20 protein-coding genes are annotated in these 20,700 nt (G+C 72.3%); 8 read left to right on the forward strand and 12 right to left on the reverse strand.

From position 1 onward, the window contains the following. Window positions 1–221 precede the first annotated feature (221 nt). On the forward strand, window positions 222–2,084 hold the full coding sequence (locus ABZ642_RS13530) for an ABC transporter ATP-binding protein (RefSeq protein ID WP_360482481.1): 1,863 nt from the start codon (window positions 222–224) through the stop codon (window positions 2,082–2,084). Here the strand turns inward: ABZ642_RS13530 and ABZ642_RS13535 are convergent. The 3 genes from ABZ642_RS13535 to ABZ642_RS13545 form a co-directional block, all read right to left on the reverse strand. Then, entirely contained in the window at window positions 2,081–2,260 is a 180-nt protein-coding gene (locus tag ABZ642_RS13535) for a hypothetical protein (protein WP_360481944.1), read from the reverse strand. The genes ABZ642_RS13530 and ABZ642_RS13535 overlap by 4 nt on opposite strands. Window positions 2,261–2,414: 154 nt before the next feature. Continuing rightward, entirely contained in the window at window positions 2,415–3,059 is a 645-nt protein-coding gene (locus tag ABZ642_RS13540) for a DUF899 domain-containing protein (protein ID WP_360481947.1), read from the reverse strand. A gap of 92 nt (window positions 3,060–3,151) precedes the next feature. Then, window positions 3,152–4,558, reverse strand: a complete 1,407-nt coding sequence (locus ABZ642_RS13545) for an amidohydrolase (RefSeq protein ID WP_360481950.1) — start codon at window positions 4,556–4,558, stop codon at window positions 3,152–3,154. Between the two features lie 122 nt (window positions 4,559–4,680). On the opposite strand from ABZ642_RS13545, the gene ABZ642_RS13550 reads away from it, so the two are divergent. Together ABZ642_RS13550 and ABZ642_RS13555 are read left to right on the forward strand one after the other, a co-directional pair. Continuing rightward, window positions 4,681–5,637, forward strand: coding sequence for an endonuclease/exonuclease/phosphatase family protein (locus ABZ642_RS13550; protein WP_360481953.1), 957 nt, complete (start codon window positions 4,681–4,683; stop codon window positions 5,635–5,637). 93 nt (window positions 5,638–5,730) lie between these two features. Further along, complete coding sequence (locus ABZ642_RS13555; protein WP_360481956.1) at window positions 5,731–7,098, forward strand: SMI1/KNR4 family protein; 1,368 nt, start codon at window positions 5,731–5,733, stop codon at window positions 7,096–7,098. A 28-nt stretch (window positions 7,099–7,126) separates the two neighbouring features. Here the strand turns inward: ABZ642_RS13555 and ABZ642_RS13560 are convergent, their stop codons facing one another. The 3 genes from ABZ642_RS13560 to ABZ642_RS13570 all read right to left on the reverse strand — a co-directional run bounded on the left by ABZ642_RS13560 (window position 7,127) and on the right by ABZ642_RS13570 (window position 10,981). Then, the gene (locus ABZ642_RS13560; RefSeq protein WP_360481959.1) at window positions 7,127–8,983 is read right to left on the reverse strand and encodes an FUSC family protein; all 1,857 of its coding nucleotides are present in this window, start codon (window positions 8,981–8,983) and stop codon (window positions 7,127–7,129) included. Between the two features lie 553 nt (window positions 8,984–9,536). Then, window positions 9,537–10,268: a hypothetical protein gene (locus tag ABZ642_RS13565; protein ID WP_360481962.1), complete on the reverse strand. Its 732-nt coding sequence runs from the start codon at window positions 10,266–10,268 to the stop codon at window positions 9,537–9,539. 485 nt (window positions 10,269–10,753) lie between these two features. Then, window positions 10,754–10,981 (reverse strand): hypothetical protein, encoded by a 228-nt coding sequence (locus tag ABZ642_RS13570; RefSeq protein WP_360481965.1) that lies wholly within the window; start codon window positions 10,979–10,981, stop codon window positions 10,754–10,756. A 204-nt stretch (window positions 10,982–11,185) separates the two neighbouring features. Between ABZ642_RS13570 and ABZ642_RS13575 the strand changes: the two genes are divergently transcribed. Next, a complete protein-coding gene (locus tag ABZ642_RS13575) occupies window positions 11,186–11,587 on the forward strand; it encodes a Rid family hydrolase (RefSeq protein WP_360481968.1) in 402 nt (133 codons plus the stop codon). Next, entirely contained in the window at window positions 11,584–12,036 is a 453-nt protein-coding gene (locus ABZ642_RS13580) for a GNAT family N-acetyltransferase (RefSeq protein WP_360481971.1), read from the forward strand. Before ABZ642_RS13575 ends, ABZ642_RS13580 begins: the two co-directional genes overlap by 4 nt. 101 nt (window positions 12,037–12,137) lie before the next feature. Here ABZ642_RS13580 and ABZ642_RS13585 read toward each other — a convergent pair whose 3' ends face one another. Together ABZ642_RS13585 and ABZ642_RS13590 are read right to left on the reverse strand one after the other, a co-directional pair. Next, the gene (locus ABZ642_RS13585) at window positions 12,138–12,860 is read right to left on the reverse strand and encodes an aspartate/glutamate racemase family protein (RefSeq protein ID WP_360481974.1); all 723 of its coding nucleotides are present in this window, start codon (window positions 12,858–12,860) and stop codon (window positions 12,138–12,140) included. 5 nt (window positions 12,861–12,865) lie between these two features. Next, complete coding sequence (locus ABZ642_RS13590) at window positions 12,866–14,323, reverse strand: NCS1 family nucleobase:cation symporter-1 (protein WP_360481976.1); 1,458 nt, start codon at window positions 14,321–14,323, stop codon at window positions 12,866–12,868. 229 nt (window positions 14,324–14,552) lie between these two features. Between ABZ642_RS13590 and ABZ642_RS13595 the strand changes: the two genes are divergently transcribed. Both ABZ642_RS13595 and ABZ642_RS13600 read left to right on the forward strand, forming a co-directional pair. Further along, window positions 14,553–15,227, forward strand: a complete 675-nt coding sequence (locus ABZ642_RS13595) for a GntR family transcriptional regulator (RefSeq protein WP_360481979.1) — start codon at window positions 14,553–14,555, stop codon at window positions 15,225–15,227. A 112-nt stretch (window positions 15,228–15,339) separates the two neighbouring features. After that, window positions 15,340–16,812 (forward strand): LamG domain-containing protein, encoded by a 1,473-nt coding sequence (locus tag ABZ642_RS13600; RefSeq protein ID WP_360481982.1) that lies wholly within the window; start codon window positions 15,340–15,342, stop codon window positions 16,810–16,812. Window positions 16,813–16,852: 40 nt separating this feature from the next. On the opposite strand, the gene ABZ642_RS13605 is transcribed toward ABZ642_RS13600, so the two are convergent. After that, window positions 16,853–17,581 carry a uracil-DNA glycosylase gene (locus tag ABZ642_RS13605; protein ID WP_360481985.1) on the reverse strand — a complete coding sequence of 243 codons (729 nt, stop codon included), beginning with the start codon at window positions 17,579–17,581 and terminating at the stop codon, window positions 16,853–16,855. A gap of 123 nt (window positions 17,582–17,704) precedes the next feature. On the opposite strand from ABZ642_RS13605, the gene ABZ642_RS13610 reads away from it, so the two are divergent. Further along, window positions 17,705–18,310, forward strand: coding sequence for an RNA-binding S4 domain-containing protein (locus ABZ642_RS13610; RefSeq protein ID WP_360481988.1), 606 nt, complete (start codon window positions 17,705–17,707; stop codon window positions 18,308–18,310). A gap of 74 nt (window positions 18,311–18,384) precedes the next feature. Here ABZ642_RS13610 and ABZ642_RS13615 read toward each other — a convergent pair whose 3' ends face one another. The 3 genes from ABZ642_RS13615 to ABZ642_RS13625 all read right to left on the reverse strand — a co-directional run bounded on the left by ABZ642_RS13615 (window position 18,385) and on the right by ABZ642_RS13625 (window position 20,663). Continuing rightward, window positions 18,385–18,861: a DoxX family protein gene (locus ABZ642_RS13615; protein ID WP_360481991.1), complete on the reverse strand. Its 477-nt coding sequence runs from the start codon at window positions 18,859–18,861 to the stop codon at window positions 18,385–18,387. Window positions 18,862–18,971: 110 nt separating this feature from the next. Continuing rightward, window positions 18,972–19,652 (reverse strand): class I SAM-dependent methyltransferase, encoded by a 681-nt coding sequence (locus tag ABZ642_RS13620; protein WP_360482484.1) that lies wholly within the window; start codon window positions 19,650–19,652, stop codon window positions 18,972–18,974. A gap of 57 nt (window positions 19,653–19,709) precedes the next feature. Beyond that, on the reverse strand, window positions 19,710–20,663 hold the full coding sequence (locus tag ABZ642_RS13625) for an acyltransferase domain-containing protein (RefSeq protein ID WP_360481994.1): 954 nt from the start codon (window positions 20,661–20,663) through the stop codon (window positions 19,710–19,712). Window positions 20,664–20,700: the final 37 nt, after the last annotated feature.

Raw genomic sequence — 20,700 nt, forward strand, 5'->3', positions numbered from 1 at the left:
CACATCGTCGGCCCACCCCGTCCTCACCCCGCACCCCCGGCGCACTCCCCCGTGCCCCGCGAGCCCCGTCGTACGCCCTGCCCGGGGGCCGCCGTGGCCGCGATAGTGGCCGTTCGTCGACGGCCCTGGGGAGGAACTCGGTGACGAAGAGGCGGGACACGGCGGCGTCCGAGGTGTCGGAGTCGGAGCGGCTGCTGTTCGGGGGGCCGCTCCGCTACGACATGGGCTGGAACCAGCACCGGGACGCCTTCCTGGAGCTGGACCTCCGCGCGATGCTGACCCGTCTGCCCGGCATGCTCATGTCCAGCCTGCGGCTGGCCCGCCAGGCGGACGCCGGCGCCGCGCGCGTGGTGCTCACCGCGCAGGTGGCCATCGGCGTGACCCAGGCCGTGAGCCTGCTGGCCGTCAACAGCGTGCTGGGCCGGCTGATCGGCACCGGCACCATCGAGGAACGGCTGCGCGGTGCCGCCCCGGCCCTGGTGATCATGGCCGCCGTGCTGTTCCTGGCCGCCCTGCTGCGCGCCGCGTCCACCTATGCCACGGGCCGCCTGGAACCCAAGGTCGAGCGGGTGGCGACCGAGATGTACCTGGAACGTGCGGCGGCCGTCGAGCTCGCCGCGATCGAGGACCACGCCTTCCACAAGCTGCTGGACACCGCGCAGTACGGCGCCTCCTCCGCCCGCCGCATGATCATGTACGGGACGCGCGTGGTGAACGCGATGATCTCGCTGATCGCCGCGGCCGGTGTGCTGACCGTGCTGCACCCGGCCCTGCTGCCGCTGCTGATCACGATGACGATCCCGAGCGCGTGGGGCGCCCTGACCAACGCCCGGCGCCGCTACGAGTCGTTCCACACCTGGGTGCAGCACGCCCGCGCCGGCCACCTGATCAGCTCCCTGCTCACCGAGCCGGAGGCGGCGCCGGAGATCCGGGTGCACGGCGTCGGCCCCTTCCTGCTGCGGCACTTCCGGGCGATGTCGGAGACGGCGGAGGCGGAGCAGGCCCGGCTGGCCCGGCTCGCCGCCCGCACCGGCCTGATCGCGGCGGCCTGGACCGGCCTCGCGACCGTCGCCACGTACGCGACGCTGGGCGCGCTGCTGCTGAACGGGGCGATGGCCCTGTCGGTGGCCGGTACGGCGGTGATCGCGATCCGCACCGGCTCGGCGAGCCTCAACACGCTGGTGCTGGAGATCAACACGCTGCACGAGGAGGCACTGTTCGTCGGCGACCTGGAGCGGCTGTACGTCGAGGCGGCCGAGCGGGCCATCCCGACCGGCGGCGACCCGCTCCCGGAGGATCCGCGGGAGATCCGCTTCGAGAACGTCACGTTCACCTATCCGGGTGATGCCACCCGACCCGCCCTGGACGACGTCACCCTCGCACTCCCGCTCGGCCGGATCGTCGCCCTGGTCGGCGAGAACGGCTCCGGCAAGACCACCCTGGTCAAGCTGCTGGCCGGGCTGTACCAGCCGGACCGGGGCCGCATCCTGTGGGACGGGGTCGACGCGGCGCGCGCCGACCGGCACCGGCTCGCCGAGCGCATCGCGATGGTGGCCCAGGACTTCAAGCGCTGGCCCTTCACCGCCAAGGTGAACGTGGCCGTCGGCCGCTCGTCGGCGCCGCTCACCGAGGAGCGGCTGACCAGGTCGGTCTCGGAGGCGGGTGCGGAGGAGGTGGTCGAGGACCTGCCGCGCGGCCTGGACACCCTGCTGGCCCGCAACTTCAGCGGCGGGCACGAGCTGTCCGGTGGTCAGTGGCAGCGCCTCGGCATCGCGCGGGCCGCCTACCGGCGCGGGCGCATCCTGATCGTGGACGAGCCGACCGCCGCCCTGGACGCCCGGGCCGAGCTGGAGGTCTTCGAGAAGATCCGCGCGCTGGCGGGGAGCGGGCAGACCGTCGTACTGATCACCCACCGCCTGGCGTCGGTCCGCCACGCCGATCTGGTGCACGTCCTCGACCAGGGCCGGGTGGTGGAGTCCGGGACCCCCGACGAGCTCCTGGCGAACGGCGGTGTCTACGCGGAGTTGTACGCGCTCCAGGCGGACCAGTTCACGGCCAAGGTGCCCGCCCGGAAGGTGGGTTAGCCCTGGGCTCCGTCGGTGCCGCGCACGATGACCAGGAACGTGTCCGTCGCCAGGTCCATCACGACCTCCGCGGGCATGCCTTCGAGTCGCCGCGCGTGCGCGAACTCCTCCGCCGGCCATGATCCTCGCGGTCCGCCTGCGGAAAAGCGTTCGAGCACGGTTCGCCCGTTCACCATCCTGCACCTCCAGAAGTGCGTCGTACTTGTAGGAGTTAACGCTCTGGAGAACACGAATGGCTCGCCCGGTGACGGTACTGAGACATAGCCGACACGTCACCGGCGCGGAGGGTGAGAGTCCGTTGACTTTCGGCCACTTCCGTGACCACTTGTGTCAGTCCTCGTACTCGTCGTGATAACGCACCCGGTCGCTGCCCGCGGGCACCCGGCCCAGTGCCGTCAGGTCGAGCAGGGAACTGGTCGAGCCGAGTCCGTCGAGGCCACGGTCGTGGGCGGAGTAGGTGTGGAAGACCCGGTCGTGTTCCCGCAGGAAGCAGCTGATCCCGGGCCGTTCGACCGATTCGTCGTCGACCGTGAGGGTCGCCCCGAAGTCACGGTTGAAGTCGCTGTGGTGGGAGGAGTACCAGGGCAGCGTCCAGCCCATCCGTGCCTTGAACGGCAGGATCCTGGTGAACGGCGCCCGGGACACCGCCGCGAACGAGGTGCCGCGCGCCCGCAGATGGGCGAGGTGGCCGATCTGGTCCAGGAACGCCGAGCAGTTGGGGCAGCCGGCTTCCCACTCCGGGGCGAACATGAAGTGGTGGACGATCAGTTGGGCCCGCCCCTCGAAGAGGTCGAGCAGGGTGACCTTGCCGTCTCCGCCCTCGAACACGTACTCGGGGTCCACCTCGACCATCGGGAGCCGGCGCCGCTCGGCGTTGAGCACGTCCCGCGCGCGCGTGAGCGCCTCTTCCTTGAGCAGTAACTCCTCACGGGCGGCTCGCCACCGCTCACGCGAGACGATCTCCGGAAGCGACATGGGCCCTCCTGTACGACGGTCGGTTCCGGGTGGTGACCGTCGGCGGGAGAGGAACTCATCGGCGCGGCCGAAGTTTTTTTCCGGCGTCACCGTCAGGTGTCGTACTCCTGGATGCGCCGGCCCTGGCGGCGGTCGACGAGGGCGGGGAGTCGCTCCTCCAACTCCCGTACGATCGCCGGCACATCGAGGGTGAGCAGCTCGCGGTCGCGCATCAGGACACGGCCGTCGACGATCGTCGTGCGGACGTCGGCCGCGCGGGCGCTGTGCACGAGCGTGGCGGCGAGGTCGTGGACGGGCTGGGTGTGCGGCCCAGTGAGGTCGACGAGGACGATGTCGGCGCGGTGGCCGGGGGCGAGACGGCCGATGCGGGTGCCGAGCCCGACGGCCCGCGCGCTCTGCAGCGTGGCGTGGTGCAGGGCCTGCCGGGAGGTCAGCCAGCGCGGATCGCCCTCGCTGGACTTCTGGATCAGCGAGGTGAGCGCCATCGACTCCCATACGTCGAGGGAGTTGTTGGAGGCGGCGCCGTCGGTGGCGAGGCCGACCGGGACGCCGGCGGCGCGCAGGGCCCGTACCGGGGTCGTGGCGGGCCAGCCGAACTTGAGATAGCCGCGGGGCGCGGTCGCCACCGCGGTGCGGCCGCCGGTGCGCTCCAGTAGGGGCAGGTCGCGGTCGAGGATGCCGGTGCCGTGGGCGATGAGCAACTCGGTGTCGAGGAGCCCGGCGCGGTCCAGGATCTCGATGGGGGTGGCGCCGTGCCGGGCGAGGCTGGTGTCGGTCTGGTCGCGGTTCTCGGCGGCGTGCAGGTGCACGGGCAGGCCGTGGGCGCGGGCGAGTTCGGCGGTGGCGGCGAGGTCCGCGTCGGTGACGGTGTAGGGGGCGTGCGGGGCGAGGGCGGTGGTGATACGGCCGTCCGCGCCGCCCCGGTGCCGTAGCGCGAACTCCAGCGACCGCTCCCGCCCTTCGGGCCCCTGCGAGGAGAAGTACGCCTCGCCCAGGTGGGCCCGCAGCCCGCACTCGGCGACGACGGCGGCGACCGCGTCCATGTGGAAGTAGTGGTCGGCGAAGCAGGTGACCCCGCCCCGGATCATCTCGGCGCAGGCGAGCCGCGCCCCCGACTCCACGTCCCGCTCGGTGAGGTTGGCCTCGACGGGCCAGACGACGTCGTTGAACCACGCCTCGGTCGGCAGGTCCTCGGCGAGCCCGCGCAGCGCGACCATCGGGGCGTGGGTATGGCAGTTGACGAGCCCCGGCATGGCGACCTGCCCGCGCGCGTCGATCCGCTCCACGGCGGCCGTGTCGGCGCCCGCTCCCACGGATTCGACGACTCCGTCCCGTACGACGATCGAGGCGTCCGCCAGGAAGACGATCTGCTCCTGCTCGTCGTGCGTGAGCGCGGTACAGCCGGTGATGACGAGGTCGGCGGGAGCGGCAGCACGATCGGCGGGACCGGAACCACGATCGGCGGAGGTGAGACCTCGATCGGCGGGAGCGGAGCTCATCGCCCCAACGTAGGGCAGGGTCGTCGGCCCGCGTGAGCCGAACCGCGCATCCTGTCCTGCCTCTGTCACGTACCGGCCCGGACGAGCACGCTGGCCGCACCACCTCCTGGAAGGAGCCGGGCATGCTCCTCGGCACCTGGAACCTCGAGAACCTCTACCGACCCGGCAGCCCCTACGGCCCCAAGGACAAGTCCGCGTACGAGGCGAAGCTCGCCGCCCTCGCCTCCGTGATCGGCGCACTGGACCCGACCCTGCTCGGAGTCCAGGAGGTCGGAGACCCCGGCGCCCTGGAGGATCTGGCCGGACTGCTGGGTGTGAACTGGCGCGTCGCCCTCTCCGCGCACCCCGACGGCCGGGGTATCCGGGTCGGCTTCCTGGCCCGCACCGAGCTGACGGTGGTGTCCGACACGGCGGCCCTCCCGGCCCGGCTGGACCCGGTGCAGACCGACGACTCGGGCGGAACCGCCGCCGAAGCCGGGCGCGGCTTCCTGGCCGTGACGGTCCAGACCCCGGCAGGGCCGCTGACGGCGGCGGTGGCCCACCTCAAGTCCAAGCTGCTCACCTACCCCGGCGACCGCTTCTACCCGCACGACGAGGGCGAACGGGCGCGCTACGGGGCGTACGCCCTCTTCCGGCGCGCCGCCGAGGCGACGGCCCTGCGGGCCCTGGCGGACGAACTCCTGGCCGGGCAGGGCAAGTCCAGGGACGTGGCGGTGCTCGGCGACCTCAACGACGAGGTGCGGGCGGCCACCACCCAGATCCTCCTCGGGCCGCCCGGCTCCGAGATCGGCACCACCGGCTTCGACCATGCCGACAAGGGCGACGCCGTACGGCTGTGGGACACGGCCCCGCGGATCCCGGCCGAGCAGCGCTACTCCCGCGTCGACTCCGGCCGCCGCGAACTCATCGACCACATCCTCCTCAGCCACCACCTGGTCCACCGCCTGACGGAGGCCGGCACGGGCCTCCCGGGCACCACCGCGCCACCGTCCCTGCCGTCGGTGGGCGAGGACCCGGCGGAGCGCCGCGGGGCCCCGGGGTCGGACCACGCACCGGTGTGGGCGCGGTTCGGGGACTGAGGCCCCGGCAGGAGAAAGGCGGGAGCGTCCGGGACGGCTGTGGTCTCCGCGATAATCGCATCCCCGCCCTCCCGAAACGACTGGAGTCCCCCCGTGCCCGCACTGCACGACTTCGCCGTCTGGGCACCGGTACTGCGGCTGCTGCGGACCGCCCACGCGGAGCGGCTCGCCGCGCCGGGCGGCCAAGTGGCCGGACGCGTCGGCCTGTTCGGCTGGAGTCTTCCGCTGGACCGCCCCGCTCCGCCGCCCGGCCGGGCGGCTCAGGTGGAGGACGTGCAGGACGAGTTCGACGCGGTGCACCGTGTGCAGGAGGCGCTGACCGCGGCCGGTACCGACGACATGGCCTTCGTCGCGGAGATCGGGCCGGACGAGCGGACCGTGCTGCACCTCATCGGCCGCAGCCCCGCGGTGACACCGGGAATCGGAGGTCCGCACCCGGGCTCGCTCGTTCTGGTCGAGGATGCCGTCCCCGAGCCGTGGCGCCGGCTGCCCGACCCGGTGCCCGGCGCGCTGCCGCACCCCGCTGCGGACCCGGTGCTGCTGGAGCGGACATTGCGCGACCGGCTCCCCGACGCCGTCGGCGCGACCGAGGCGGAGATCGCGGCGGCGGAGGCGTGGCTCGGTATCCCGCTGCCCGAGGAGCTCAGGGCGCTGTACCGGGTGGCGCGGGCGCGCTGGGAGGACTGGGACGATCCGTTCGCCGGTGCCGAGGCGGTCGGCTGCGAACTGTTCCCGTTGGACGAGGTGTACCTGGCGGAGGCGGCGACCCGGCGGGCCGACTGGCGGTTCGCGGCGATGGCCGCCGTCGTCACCCCGCCGGACGCGGCGGTGCAGGGGCTGGTCGGCTCACCGGGCTGGATCGTCTTCGGCGACAACGGCGGCGGGGACCGGATCGCGGTGGACCTCACGCCGGGCCCGCGCGGCCACATCGGCCAGATCATCGTGATCGGTCACGAGCACCACACCGGCGCCGAAGTGCTCGCCGACTCGCTGACCGATCTGGTGGTGAACCTGCCGGAGGAGGCACGGCGCCGCGCCCCCGGGGACCGGCCGCCGGTCGTGGCGTACGTCAACAGCAGGGGCATCGGCAGCGTCGAGGAGGCGGCCCACCCGGCGCTGGAGGTGCTGAGCATCGGCGTACTGGACGAGGGCCGACGGTTCGGTCTCGGCCCGGTCACCGGGCTGCCCCGGCTGCGGACCCTGAGCGCCTTGCCCGGTACGCTCGCCGACCCGCTGGAGATCGGCGAGTTGACGGGCCTGGAGTTCCTGGCGCTGGGCCCGGAGGACTGGCGTGTCCTGCTGGACGCCTCGGTGGTGCCGCGCGGCCTCTCGGCCGCCGCCGTCGAGGTGCACGGCGAACGGCGGCCGCTGCCGATCGTGGCCCTGGCCAACGAAATCCTCGCACTCTGGAACCGCCCGCTCATCCCGGTCACGGTGCTGGAGGGCGACCTGGGGCTCTGACCTGGGCGGCTTCGTCGGCGCAAACGCCCTACGCGGAGACCGGCATCCGCGGCACCGTGAGTCCGAGCCGCTGCCCGCCGTGCTCCAACTCGGCTGCCAGGTCCTGGAGTTGCCGGGTGTGCCGGGCGGTGAGGCGCCCTGTCTCGTCGAGGTGCACGGCACACGCGGTGGTCGTGTCCACGAGCCGTTCGAGTACGGCGGCCACCGCGTCCGTGCCCTCGGTGTGCCGGGCGAGGGCGGGGAGTTCGGCGGCGGCGAGGGCGATCGTGGTGCGGGCCTCGGCGAGGGTGCGGTAGGCCTCGCGGCGCAGGGTCCAGCGTTCGCCGCGGTCGTCGGACTCGCTCAGTACGTGGTCGAGGTAGGCGTGCGCGGCCCGCCCGGCCGCCGCGAGCCGGGCCCGTACCGCGCCGCCCCGTTTCCCGGCCATCGGCAGATGCCCCACGATCAGCACGATCGCGCAGGCCAGCAGGGTCTCGCCGATGCGGCTGACGGAGGCCTGCGGTTCGCCGCCGACCATGACCAGGGCGAGCACGAGGACGGTCACGGCGGCGGTCTGGGCGGCGAAGTGCCGGGTGGACACCGGGATGACCGCTCCGCAGACGGCGACCAGCGCGATGAGCCCCTCGGGCCGGGGCAGTACCGCGGCGAGGCCCGCGAAGAGCAGGGCGCCGAGTACGGTCCCGGCGGCCCGGCACAGCACCCGGGAGGCGAGTGGTCCGAGGTCGGGCTTGACGAGGAAGACGGCGGTGGCGGGCAGCCAGTACCAGTGCTGGTGCTCGCCGTACCAGCGGGCCTGGTGCAGGGCCTGGGCGATGGCGGCGCTGGCCCCGAAGCTGAGCGCGACCCGCAGCCCGTACTCCCGGCCGCCGCTGCCGAGCGCGGCCCGCAGCACCTCCTTCGGGCTGCGGCGCCGGGCGGGCGGCCGGTGCTGCGCGCCCTCGGCCCGGTCGAATGCCTCGGCTGCGCGCAGCAGGGCGTCGTCCAGGGCACGCAGGGCGGGCGCCGACCGGGACGGCGCGGGCAGCGGCCCGGTGCCGTCGTTCTCCCGGACCGCGGCGGCGAGCCGCCGGGGCCCTTCGGCGGCCCGCGCGGATATCGGCTCCTCCGCCCAGGCGAGGGCGGTGGCGGCCTCGGCGAGGGGCAGTGCGGCGGCGTACTGCGCGTGCAGCCGTCGTTCGGCGGCGGAACTGGCGTGCCGCCGCAACCGGGGGCCGGTGAGCGCGTCCTGGGCATGGTCGAGGGCGGTGCTCAGCGCCTTGCGCCGGGCGAGGGCGGTCTCGCCGCCGACGGCGTCGAGCAGGTCGGCGACGGCGTCGTACACGGCGGCGACGGCGTCCCGTTCCCCGTCGAAGCGGTAGTCGCCGGCGAGGGCGCCGGGGGTGGGCAGGGCGAGCCGCAGCACGAGCAGCCAGCCGGCTCCGGCGAGGAAGGCGAGGGCCCGCTGCCAGCCCTCCTCGGCGACCGGCATCCCGGCGCCGATGGCGGCGGCGACCAGTAACTGCGTCCCGGCGCCGGAGGCGACGGGACCGACGGCACTCATGCCGCCGGCGACCAGCCCGAGCCCGGTGAGCAGCAGGGTCAGGGGGACGGCGGTGAGGTGTTCGCCGCCGTAGGTCCCGACGAGCAGCCCCACGGCCCCGGCCGCCGCGGGCACCCCGAGTCGCCGTACGGCGGCCCGCCGGCTGCCCGGCCGGTCGTTGATGCCGGCGAGCATCGCGGCGATGGCGGCGACGACACCGAGAGAGGTGTGGTGGAGCAGGACCGCGGTGAGCAGCAGCGGCCCGGCGGCCAGCGCTCCTCTCGTCACGGCGCTCCAGGGCACGGGCCCGCGCTGGGCGCGCAGGGCGTGGGCGAGCCAGGGCGGCAGGGCGACACGACGGGACACGGGGCTCCTGTACGGCGGACGAGGGCGGGGGTATGCCTTCGGGCGACGGCGGCCGTGGCTTCCGGTCTGGGTCTGTCCACCGTAGATCGTGTTCCCGTACGGAACGGTGCGTTTGCATTTCCGAGGTGTGACAAGTGGGGCGAAGGGCCGTGTTCTTTATGAACGCAATTTCAGGACTCCACGGCGAACGGGAATGGGCCCGGGGGCGTAGCCTGCCCCCGGGCCCTGGAGTGCCGCCCATCGTCACACGCCGGCACACTTGAGAACCCGGGTCAGTCGTGAGGTCGCCGCGTCCTTCCTTTGGACCACCACGCATCGAGCTGCGCGGGCAGGACTTGAACCTGCATTTCGACGTACTGGGGCCCGGGCCCGTTCGATCCGGCGATCGGCGGCGAATGCTGAGTCTGGAGCGAGAGTCTGAGATTCAACGCGGTCCGCCCCGTGTTCTGTGGGGTACGACCGCTCGTCACGACAAGCTTCAGCTTAAGCTTTGCGCTCCTCGCGCACCCCGGCCGCGAAGGACCGGGGAGTCTTCTGTGTCAGCCCTCTTCGATCACCCGAAGAGGTATCCGAACACGGCGCCCCCGACCCGCTGGTCGACGACGTCGGCGCCGTTCGCCTCTTCGCGGGCGAATTTGACGGCCTGCTGCAACTTCTCGACCCGGTCGAGGAGTTCGTTGATACGCCGCGCGGGCAGCGCACCCGAGAACTTCACGGTGGTCCAGTACCCCACCGGAATGTCCTCGTAGTACACCTCGACCTGTGCCGGGTGTTTCTCGGTCGCCTCGGCCTTCACATGGTTGCGGGGCACCTTCTTGGTCCGCAGAGTCCGCACCGGCTCGGTCTTCCAGGCGTCGGTGGACGGATCCTGCACCCACGACTCGGAGGCGTCGAGTACGGGCAGCTTCCGCACGAACGTGTTGAGATCGACGAGCTGCTTCTCCAGGAACAGCAGATAGGCCACGGGCACGGCGGCGACGAGCACCCGTCCGTCCACCTTCACGTCCGCCCTGGCCTCGCAGTTGGCCCAGTCCTTGGTGGCGGTCACGTCGAAGAGCCGCGTCAGCGTGGCCGAGGTCTGCCGCAACACGTCCTCGGCCTGCACCTGAACCCGCGTGGACTCGGGCGGCAGTTGCTCGCCCTCCTCGTCCTTCGGCTGATACGTCCGCGAGATACCGGCCAGCAAAGCGGGTTTCTGCAACCCGTGATGAGCTGCCGTCAGGTCCTGATGAGCCTTGGACTTGATGCCCTTCTCGACCGCGATGATCTGATTGAGTTTCGCCACGTGCAGGACGGTAGCAGCGGCAACTTGGGTATTTCCAACGTATTTTCGAGCGGAGAAAACCGTCACGCGGCGTCGAAAAAGTCCCCCGCTTCGGCGAAGACGCTAACCAACACCCCGGATGCCGACCACATCCCGCGAGGATGTCGCCGACACCCCGCAATCCGGCCCGCCCCGACAGCGCTTTCACGTTCGTCACCCGCTCCCCGCGGGGCCGCGAGGACGGCGTGACCGGTCTGGGGGGGCAGCCGTGGCGACGGCGTCGGAGACCTCGGTGGGGCACCATTCAGGACGTGGTTGGCCTTGGCTTGGCCTCGATTCGTCAGAGGTCGTGAGTGTCTAACTGCGGAGTCAGTTCACCCTGTTTGTTCCGCGTGATCGCGGGCGGGGTCTTCGCGTGTCCCTACGGCTGCGCCGGGGTTCCACGGCCCCCGGAGGTCGTGCAGGTCGGCTCCTCCCCTTGTCTCGTCGGGCTGGTGGTCAAGTCGTCAGGTGACGGCGGGCGGGTCGGTCGGCCGATGCCAGCAGATGGTGAACGCCGCCGCCCAGAGCCAGGTGGGTTCGATGTGCAGGAAGCGGTGGCGGGCATGGTCGGCCAGGCGGTAGCGGACCGGCGTGATGCCGTACAGCTGTACGCGCGCTCGGCTCTGGCCCTGCATCTGGCCGTGCGCGGGCGGCTGTTGGTGCGGGGTGAGGAGGAGCGGCTCAGGGCTCATCACTGGTGTGACATCGGCGAACCGGAGGGGCTCGCCTACAAGATCGGGATCTTCGAGCGGGTGGCACGGGACCGGGGGGCGGGTGGAAAGTCCGTACGGCGGCCTTTCCACACTGTGACACCGGCTGCGGGAAATTCGGGTGCGACAGCCCGGCGGGAGCGCGGATGATCGACAGGTTGTCCGCCGTTCACTCCAGGAGCCCCTGTGATCCAACGCGTCACCGCTCCGGCTCTCTTCCCGCCGCCCGGTCACTCGCACGTCTCCGTCCTCGAGGCCGGTACGAAGCTCGCCTTGCTCGCCGGTTCCGTTCCGCTGGACGCCGGAGGGAAGCTCGTCGGCGAGGGCGATCCGCCGCGGCAGGCCGAGCGGGTGATCGTGAGCCTGCGGGAGCAACTCCGCTCGGTCGGCAGCGACCTGGAGCACGTGCTGGCGACCGAGAGCGGTGAGCCCGCGGTGCTGTCCGGCGTGTGGGAGGCCGTCCAGGCCTCCGGGCTCGATGCCGGGCCGCACTCGCCGACGCTGGTCGGGGTCGTCTGCCTGGCCTACACCGGGCAACTGGTGGAGATCACGGCCACGGCCGTCGCGCCAGAGGGGGCGCGGGTATGAACGCCGAGGTCGTACTGCGCCGCGCCGCCGGACCGGACGCCGGCGCCGTCGCCGACGTCTGGCTGCGGTCGTACTCCGCCGCCCTGCCCACCGTCGTCCGGCCGCGCTCCGACGACGAGGTGCGCGCGTACTTCCGGGATGTCGTGGTGCCGGAGCGGGAGACCTGGCTCGCGGAGGTGGGCGGTCGCGTCGTGGGCGTGATGGTGCTCGCAGGGGATCTGCTCTCCCAGTTGTATCTGGCCCCCGAGTGGCGGGGGCAGGGCCTCGGTGACCGGTTCGTCTCGCTGGCCAAGGAGCGCTCCCCGCAGGGGCTCACGCTCTGGACGTTCCAGGTCAACAGGCCCGCCCACCGGTTCTACGAGCGGCACGGTTTCGTCGCCGCCGAGTACACCGACGGAAGCGGGAACGAGGAGCGGGAGCCGGACGTGCGGTACGTGTGGCGGCCCTGAAGCCACGCGCCGGACCCTCCGCCGGTGCCGGCCGAACGTGCACCCCGGCGATCGGGTCGGCGTCGACTCCCACCGGACCCGGGTTCCCCGCGCGACCGTCGCTACGGGGACCCGGCCCCCCACACCCGCCTTTTCGGCAACGGCTTCGCATAGCTCCCCGCCCGGCTGGTCGTGAGGCCCAGCGCCACCAGTGACTCCGCCAGCTTCACCGCCGCGCCGACCCCGTCGACCACCGGAAGCCCGAGCTTCTCCCCCACCGTGCGCTGCAGCCCGGTCATCCCGGCGCAGCCGAGAACCAGGACCTCGGCGCCGGCGTCCCGGGCACGTTCGGCCGCCGCGAGGAACGCGGCCTCCGTGCGCCCGGGGTCCCCGGCGAGGTCGAGGACGCCCAGTCCGGTGCCCGTCACGGCCGCACAGTTGCGGGCCACCCCGGCCGTCTCCAGGCTGTCCTCGATCTGCCCGCGCGACCGCTCCAGGGTCGTGACGACGCCGTACCGGCGCCCCAGCAGGCACGCCAGATGCGCGGCCGCCTCGGTGATGTCCACGACCGGTACGTCCACCAACTCCCGTACGCCCTCCCGTCCGTGCTCTCCGAACCCGGCCATCACCACCGCGTCGTACGGGGTGCCGTCGTACGTCCGCAGTGTGTCTATGACGGCCGCGGCCGAGAGGTAGCTGTCGAGCCAGCCTTCCGCCGACGCGGGGCCCCAGTTCGGGGTCAGGCCGGTCACGGTGGTGCCCGGGCCTGCGGCGGCCCGGGCACCTCGTACGATCTCCTCGGTCATCTCCTGCGTGGTGTTGCAGTTGGTGACGACGATCCGCACGGTCGTCAGGCCTCCCGGGGTGCGACGGCTCGGTCGGTGCGGCAGAGCGCCGCGTACAGTCCGGCGGCCAGCGCCGTGCCGATGAACCAGGAGTACGGCGCCACCTCGCTGAACGTCTTCACCAGCGCGAGCACCGCCGCGACCGCCGCCGACGGCAGGAACGCCCACAGCGCCTTGGGGTTGACGCCCTTGCGGTAGTGGTACGGCGATCCCGGCGTCGCGTCGAACAGCTTCTCGACGTCCACCTTGCCGCGCTTGACCCAGTAGTAGTCGACCATGATCACTCCGAACAGCGGGCCCAGGAAGGCGCCGAGGCCGCCGAGGAAGTAGTTGACGACGGTGGGGTTGGAGAAGAGGTTCCAGGGGGTGACGATCAGCGCGGCGACCGTGCTGATCATGCCGCCGACCCGGAAGCTGATCTTCTGCGGCCAGACGTTGGCCAGGTCGTACGCCGGTGAGACGAAGTTGGCGACGATGTTGACGCCCATGGTGGCGACCGCGAAGGTCAGCGCGGCCACGACCAGGACCCAGGTGTTGCCGACCTTGGCGACCAGTTCGGCGGGGTCGGTGATGGCCTCGCCGAAGACCTCCAGCGAGCCGGCCGTGACGATCACCGAGACGACCACGAAGGCCGTGGAGTTGACGGGCAGGCCCCAGAAGTTGCCGCGGCGGACGGTGCGGTAGTCCGGTGCGAAGCGGGAGAAGTCGCAGAAGTTGAGCATCAGCGTGCCGTAGGTGGCGAGGATCAGGCCGATCGCGCCGAACCACTGGCGCCACTGCTCGCCGGCCGAGACCGGGTGCGGGGTGGAGGTGAGCGAGATGGTCCAGTGGGCCTTGGCCAGGATCCAGACGGCGAGCGCGATCATGACCAGCCAGATCGCCGGACCGCAGAAGTCCTGGAACTTGCGGATCGTCTCCATGCCCCGGCTGATGATCGCCGCCTGGATCAGCCAGAGGGAGACGAAGGAGATCCAGCCGAGCGCGTCCAGGCCCAGGAAGGAGTGGTGCGTCCAGGACTCCAGGCCGGGCCAGGCCGCCAGCAGCATCACGTTGACGGCGACGGACGCCAGATAGGTCTGGATGCCGTACCACATGATGGCGATCACGGCCCGGATCAGGGCCGGGATGTTCGCGCCCCAGACGCCGAAGCTGATCCGGCTGACCACCGGGAACGGCACGCCGTGGCGCTGGCCGATCCGCCCCATCCAGTTCATGCCGACGTAGATGAGCACGAAGCCGACGAGGAGGGAGGTGAAGACCTGCCAGACGTTCATGCCGAGGACCAGCAGGCCGGCGGCGAAGGTGTAGTTGCCGAGGTTGTGGACGTCGGACATCCACATGGCGAAGAGGTCGAAGACCTTCCAGTTCCGCTTCGCGGCGGGGGCGAGGTCTTCGTTGGTGAGCCGGGGGTCGGGGACGAACGCGGGTGCGCCGGTGGCTTCGGCGCGGTCGGCCAGGGACACGGGGCCTCCAGGGACTACGAGGAACGCGGGGACTACGAGGACCGCGGGGGCAACGGGCTAGGGGGACGGGGAGGGCGCGGGTGGAGGGTGGGGGTGGAGGGTGACTGCCAGATGACGCGCACGTTTGGTATACCAAACTGTCGTCATGGTCCTCCCGTCAAGCGTTCCGACCGATGTCCGTCCCGTTACGGCTCCGTAAAAGCCCCCTCAGGTCGGCGAAGATGGCCTCATGGGATCCCCCACGACGAAGATCGAACCCCTGGGCGCGGTGCGCGAGCGCGTCCTCGCGACCCTGCGGCAGGACATCATCGCGGGGCGTCTGGGCCCGGGCGACCGGCTGGTCGAGCGCGAGCTGGCCGAGCGGTTCGGGGTGTCCCGGGTGCCGGTCCGGGAGGCGATCCGGGCCCTGGTCGCCGAGGGCTTCGTCCTCTTCGAGTCGGCCCGCCGGACCGTCGTACGCCGGCTGACCCCGACCGACGTCAAGGAGCTCTTCGAACTGCGCGAGGCGCTGGAGGTGTACGCGGCCGGGCTGGCGGCGGCGCGGGCGACCCCGCAGGCCCTGGCCGAGCTGCGGGACCTGCTCGACCGGGCCGCCACCGCGACGCGGGCCGGGGACGCCGAGGCGATCACCGACATCAACACCCGTTTCCACGACCGGATCCTGGCCCTGGCCGGCAACAGCCTGCTCATCTCGGTGATGGAACCGGTCGACGGCCGGCTGCGCTGGCTCACCCGGCGGAACGAGGAGTGGCCACAGCTGCTCACCGAACACCGCGAGCTGTACGACGCGATCGCCTCCGGCGACCCGGACCGCGCCCGCGCCCGCGCCCTCGGCCACGTCCAGGCCAACTACCGGTCGACGGTACGGCACCTCTTCGGCGAGGAGACCGAGCAACGGCCCTGACCTCGCATCGGGTTGTCCACAGGAACACCAGTTCGCACGCGGATCTCCTAGATTTCTCTTCAGCAGCGAAGACCGGAACGGATCCGACCGGACCACACGGGGAGGTACGACCATGGTGAGCAGCCGGGGGCTGTCGAGCGGAGCCGCACTCGTGGGGACGGGCGCGGTGGGCGGCCCGGCGGCGGGCGCGGAGACCGCCGCGACCGACACCCCGCTGGACACACCGTTCACCCCGGCCGCCCTACCGCATCTGGCCGAGGCCGAGCAGTTGGTGCGGTACCAGCGCATGCTGGCGGCCGGCCATCTGCCGACGGGACTGGCCGGGCACTGGCCGCTGGACGGCTCCGGCACCGACCGCTCCGGCCTGGAGCATCCCGTCACCCTGGGCTCCGGGGCGGGCTGGACGACTCTGCGGACCGGCGGTGAGCTGAGCTTCGACGGCACCTCCGGCGCCTACGCGGCCACCGGCTCGGTGCTGGACACCACAGCCCCGTTCACGGTCGCGGCCTGGGTCCGGCTGGCCGACGACGCCGTGCTGACCAACATGTACACGGCCGTCAGCCAGGACGGCGACCGCGTCAGCCGCTTCCTGCTCCAGTACGACGACGTGGCCGGGACCTGGGCCTTCAAGGTGCGCAGCGAGGACCAGGGCGCCAAGATCTCCGCACTGGCCGCCACGCCCGTCACCAGGACCGGCGTCTGGACCCACCTCACGGGTGTCTGGGACGGCAGCCGCGTCCAGCTGTATGTGAACGGCGTGCTGGAAGGCAGCGCCGACACGACCCTGTCCTGGGCCGCGCCCCAGGGCTTCAGCATCGGCCGGGCCCGCTGGGACGGCGGCTACGTCAACCGCTTCAAGGGCGCGATCGACGACGTCCGCGCCTACGGCCGCGCCCTGAGCGCCGCCGAGGTCGCGCTGGTCAGCGGCGCCACGGCACGCGCCAACAACGTCTACCTGACGAACGCGGCGGCGACCGTCGGCTGGGGCCGCCCGGACGACCTGGCGAGCTGGGTGGCCCGGGCCCGCTGCGCGTCCTTCGTCACGGCGCTGCTCAGACACACCTACGGCTGGGCGACCGACGCCTACTTCCTCCAGCACTTCCGGCAGAGGGGCCCGGAGGCCGCAAGCTACTGCGCGGCCTTCCTGACGGACACCGGCGGCCCGCGGTTCCGCCCCGTCCGCAAGGTCACCGACCTACGGCCGGGCGATCTGATCGCGGTCGACTACAACGGGCAGGACACCGAGAGCACCGGGCACATCGTGGTGGTCCGTGCGGTCAAGGGAGTCTTCAGCGGGGTCGCCGACTTCCCGGGCGAGACCCAGTACGCCGTCGAGATCATCGACTGCACCTCCGACCCGCACGGCGTGTACGGCCTGAGCAACTACCCGCGGTACCCCGACACCCGCATGGTCAGCAACGTGGACGGCGAGAACTTCCAGGGCGTCGGCATCGGCCACATGATGTTCTACGCCGCCGACGCCACCGGCGCGTTCTCTCGCTACCGCTGGAGCGTCAACTCGTCCGCGTCCACCGGCACCCACCCGGTCACCTACCGCCCGGTGGCGGCGGCCCGCATAGTCTGAGCCCGCCGCCCGCCGCCCGCCGCCCGCCGCCCGGAGCCTGTCACCGCAGCCCGGCCGCCTCCGCCGCCGTCGCCAGCACATCGCGGAGCATCTCGGGGGTGAGGCGGCCGGTGAAGGTGTTGCGCTGGCTGACGTGGAAGCAGCCGAAGAGGTCCAGGCCGTCCAGGTCGACCCGGGTGCCGTGGGCGAAGGCCGGCCGGGGCCGGGGCACGTTCCAGCCGGCCGCGGCCAACGCGGGCAGCGTGGCCTGCCAGCCGAAGGCGCCGAGCACGACGGCGGCGCGCGCCGTCGGCCGCAGCAACGTCAGCTCCTCGACCAGCCAGGACCGGCAGGTGTCGCGCTCCTCGGGGGTCGGCTTGTTGTCGGGCGGGGCGCAGTGCACGGGCGCGGTGATGCGCACGCCGTACAGCTCCAGACCGTCGTCGATGCGTTCCGACGTCGGCTGCGAGGCGAGGCCGACGTCGTACAGCGCCTGGTACAGCACGTCGCCGGAGCGGTCGCCGGTGAACATCCGGCCGGTGCGGTTGCCGCCGTGCGCGGCCGGGGCGAGGCCGATGATCAGCAGTGGGGCGTCGGGCGGCCCGAAGCCGGGGACGGGCCGGCCCCAGTACGTCCACTCGGCGAACGCGGCGCGCTTGGTACGCGCCACCTCCTCGCGCCAGGCGACCAGGCGAGGGCAGGCCCGACAGGCGCTGACCCGCTGGTCGAGGCGGTCGAGGGGGGTGGGCGGAGAGGGAGGAGGGGGAGGGGAGGGAGGGGGGTGGGCCACAAGGTCAACGGTAGAGCCGGGCGGCGCCGGCCGTACCGGATCGATCCGGTCGACGCGAGGGGCCACACGGGCGTCCGGGAAATCCGCTCCGTTTCTCTCGGCTCGGGGGGCTAAGGTCGGGGCATGGCTTCTGAGGACGCGGGCGAGAGCAGGGAGCGCGAGAGCGGTGGGACGGGAACCCCCGTCTCGGCCGGGCCTGCCGAAGGCACCGAGGCGTCTGCCGCCGAGGCCCCCGACTCCGACCCCGCCGCCGTCGCCGCGGCCATCGCCGCCGCCGAAGCCGCGGGGCCCGCTCCCGGTGAGAACGTGCGGATCGACAGCTGGATCTGGGCCGTGCGCCTGATCAAGACGCGCTCGATGGGAGCCACCGCCTGCCGGGGCGGACACGTCCAGGTGAACGGCGAACGGGTCAAGCCCGCCTACTCCGTGCGCGTCGGTGACGAGGTGCGGCTGCGCCAGGAGGGGCGCGAGCGGATCGTCATCGTCAAGCGCCTGATCCGCAAGCGGGTCGGCGCCCCGGTGGCCGCCCAGTGCTACGTCGACAACTCGCCGCCGCCCCCGCCCCGCGGGGCCTTCGTCCCCATCGGCCTGCGCGACCGCGGCACCGGCCGCCCCACCAAGCGCGACCGCCGCGATCTGGAACGCCTGCGCGGCCTCGGCGGGATGGGAAGCGCGGGCGGAACGAGTGGCATGGGCCGACCGGACGGCGGACGCCCCGGCGGACGATGATCCACCGGGGCTGACTCCACAGGGCTCTGCCGGGTCGGGTTCCGGCTCTGCTCTCGTTCGGCGGGTACGGGGTGTCATGCCCGGGGCCGCACCAATCCCCACAGCCGCGCGTTCTGTCCGCGTCGGGCCCAGGCGATCAGGGCCAGCGGCACGATCAGGATCAGCGGGGTCGCCGCGTACTGGCCGTCGAAGACGGTGAGCTGGACGATGAACGCGCCCACCATGAGCGCACTCAGCGCCGTCGCCGCCACCGACTGCAGCACCGGTACCAACAGGGCGACGGCACCGGCCAGTTCGAGCGCGCCGATGGTGTACATGCCCGTGCTGCCCCAGCCGATCCTGTCGAAGGACTCGACGGCCGACGGGTGCGCGATCAGCTTGGGCAGGGCGCTCGCGACGGCGTAGAAGAGGGCGAGCAGCACCTGCACCGTGCGCAGGGCCAGCCGGGCCCGGCGGCCACGGGCCGTCGCCGACCCGGCGACGACGGGGGCCGTGGCCGGTGCGGGGGCGGCGAGAGCGGCGAGGGAGGCGGAAGCGGTGGGCTCGGACATGGGGTTCTCCTGGGGGAAGCGGTCCCTGTTGCTGTCACAGGGGTAGACCCGCCGCCGACGGAGAACTCATCGACCGCCGCCGGGATTACCCGGCGGCCCGCCGCTCCTCGCTAGGCCGCAGGTACCGCCCTCACCCACACCCCGTCCTCGGTCAGGTACTCGGTCACCTCCAGTCCCGCTTCCGCGAGCGCCTCCTCGAACTGCTCCTGGGTGAGCGGCCGGGCCAGGAACGTCTGTGTCCAGGCCGCGTCCGGGAAGTCGTACTCCGCGCGCACCGAGTTCACCCCGTCCCCGGCCGGCTCCACGGACACGATCCGTACCGTGTAGCCGCTGGGGTCGACCCGTTCCCTCGGCACGTTCGAGTGGTAGTCGGCGCCTTCCCGCTGGATGAGCACGCAGCCGCCGTCCGCCACATGTGCCGCGCAGGTGCGCAGCATGCCCCGGCGTACGTCCGCGTCCCCGGTGTTCACGAGGAACGACGCGAGCATCACCACGTCGAACTTCCGGCCCAGGTCGAGCCCTTCGATGGTGCTGTGTACGGTGCGTGCTCCGCGGACGCGCGCCAGCATCTCCGCGGACTCGTCCACCGCCGTGACGGTGAACCCGCGTTCCAGGAGCGGGTGGGTCATCCGTCCCACGCCGCTGCCCAGTTCCAGGATGTGGGCGCCGGCCGGGACCGCCGCCTCGATGATGTCCGGCTCGCTGCCGACGGACAGCCGTGAGTAGAGCTCCACCGCGCAGCCGTCCGGGGTGATGGCACCGGGACCTGTCCCCTTGTATCCCTCGCGCATTTCAACCGTCATGCCCGGACAACGACCCACCCCCGTAAGGACGTTCCCGCCGTGGCGTCATTCTCCCCAGGGGAACCATCCGTGTCCGAGGTACCAGTGGCCGCCCGCCCGCAGGTGGTCGCCGACCGCCCGCTCCACCGACGTACGCCGGGGCAGGTCCTGTACCGGCAGGTCCGGGTCGCCGAAGACGAACTGGACCGCTGTGGTGTCGACCGGTTCGGTGTCCTCGTGGCCGGGCCGGAACCGGTCCTGGAAGCGGACGATGTTCGAGTCCGCTCGCAGGTACCGCCTCAGCTGCGGGTCGAGCAGCCAGGAGTGGCAGGTCGCGACCCCGTACTCCTCCTCGGGGAAGTACCGGGGGAAGAACTCCCGTGCCAGGGCCAGCGAGCGGTCGCAGGCGACGGGGGTCAGCGGCCCGCGGTAGTCGGGTATGTGCAGGTTCAGGCAGGGTTGCCCCGGAGCCACGGTCCCGGACGAGCCCGACGCGGTCGCCGTGACCGCCCGTGCCGTGCGCTCGCCGAGCCGGGCCCGCTCGTACTGCAGCCGGCCCAGCTGGTACAGCTCGCCGCGGAAGTGGCGGATGAGCCAGGACGCCTGGACGGCCGACAGTCCTCCCCTGCCGTGGCGCCTGCGGTGCAGCGTCATACCGCGCCCCAGGTCGGCGAGCGTGCGCCGGGACACGTCGGCGGGGATGCCTCGCGCCTGGTGGTACGCGTGGGCGTGGGGCAGTGCGGCGAGGAAGACGTAGACCAGGAAGTACCCGTCCAGTGCGGCCGGAGCGGCGGCGGCGAGCTCACCGAGCCCGGACGGGCCGTCGGCCGCCGCCGGGGCAGCCGTGGCGGCCGGAGCGGCCGTGGCGCCGGTGACCTCGTCGGCGCATTCGGCGAGCAGCCGCAGCACTCCGGGATCGGCGGTCACGGTCCGCCGCAGGGCCACCACCGCGTTGATGTCCTCATGCGGCACGGCGAGGTCGAGGAGCAGGTCGGGCAGGTCGTCGGCGTCCGGCAGCACGGCGGGGTCCCCCTTGGTGAACGTCCTGGTCGAAGAG

This window comes from Streptomyces sp. NPDC007157 (assembly GCF_040634235.1).
Classification (GTDB): Bacteria; Actinomycetota; Actinomycetes; order Streptomycetales; family Streptomycetaceae; genus Streptomyces.

What these genes read in the sequence shown, in the direction of transcription:
- ABZ642_RS13530 (WP_360482481.1), top strand. Translation starts at nt 222, where the DNA reads ATGGGCTGGAACCAGCACCGGGACGCCTTCCTGGAGCTGGACCTCCGC.
- ABZ642_RS13535 (WP_360481944.1), bottom strand. Translation starts at nt 2,260, where the DNA reads ATGGTGAACGGGCGAACCGTGCTCGAACGCTTTTCCGCAGGCGGACCG.
- ABZ642_RS13540 (WP_360481947.1), bottom strand. Translation starts at nt 3,059, where the DNA reads ATGTCGCTTCCGGAGATCGTCTCGCGTGAGCGGTGGCGAGCCGCCCGT.
- ABZ642_RS13545 (WP_360481950.1), bottom strand. Translation starts at nt 4,558, where the DNA reads ATGAGCTCCGCTCCCGCCGATCGAGGTCTCACCTCCGCCGATCGTGGT.
- ABZ642_RS13550 (WP_360481953.1), top strand. Translation starts at nt 4,681, where the DNA reads ATGCTCCTCGGCACCTGGAACCTCGAGAACCTCTACCGACCCGGCAGC.
- ABZ642_RS13570 (WP_360481965.1), bottom strand. Translation starts at nt 10,981, where the DNA reads ATGAGCCCTGAGCCGCTCCTCCTCACCCCGCACCAACAGCCGCCCGCG.
- ABZ642_RS13580 (WP_360481971.1), top strand. Translation starts at nt 11,584, where the DNA reads ATGAACGCCGAGGTCGTACTGCGCCGCGCCGCCGGACCGGACGCCGGC.
- ABZ642_RS13595 (WP_360481979.1), top strand. Translation starts at nt 14,553, where the DNA reads ATGGGATCCCCCACGACGAAGATCGAACCCCTGGGCGCGGTGCGCGAG.
- ABZ642_RS13600 (WP_360481982.1), top strand. Translation starts at nt 15,340, where the DNA reads ATGGTGAGCAGCCGGGGGCTGTCGAGCGGAGCCGCACTCGTGGGGACG.
- ABZ642_RS13610 (WP_360481988.1), top strand. Translation starts at nt 17,705, where the DNA reads ATGGCTTCTGAGGACGCGGGCGAGAGCAGGGAGCGCGAGAGCGGTGGG.
- ABZ642_RS13615 (WP_360481991.1), bottom strand. Translation starts at nt 18,861, where the DNA reads ATGTCCGAGCCCACCGCTTCCGCCTCCCTCGCCGCTCTCGCCGCCCCC.
- ABZ642_RS13620 (WP_360482484.1), bottom strand. Translation starts at nt 19,652, where the DNA reads ATGCGCGAGGGATACAAGGGGACAGGTCCCGGTGCCATCACCCCGGAC.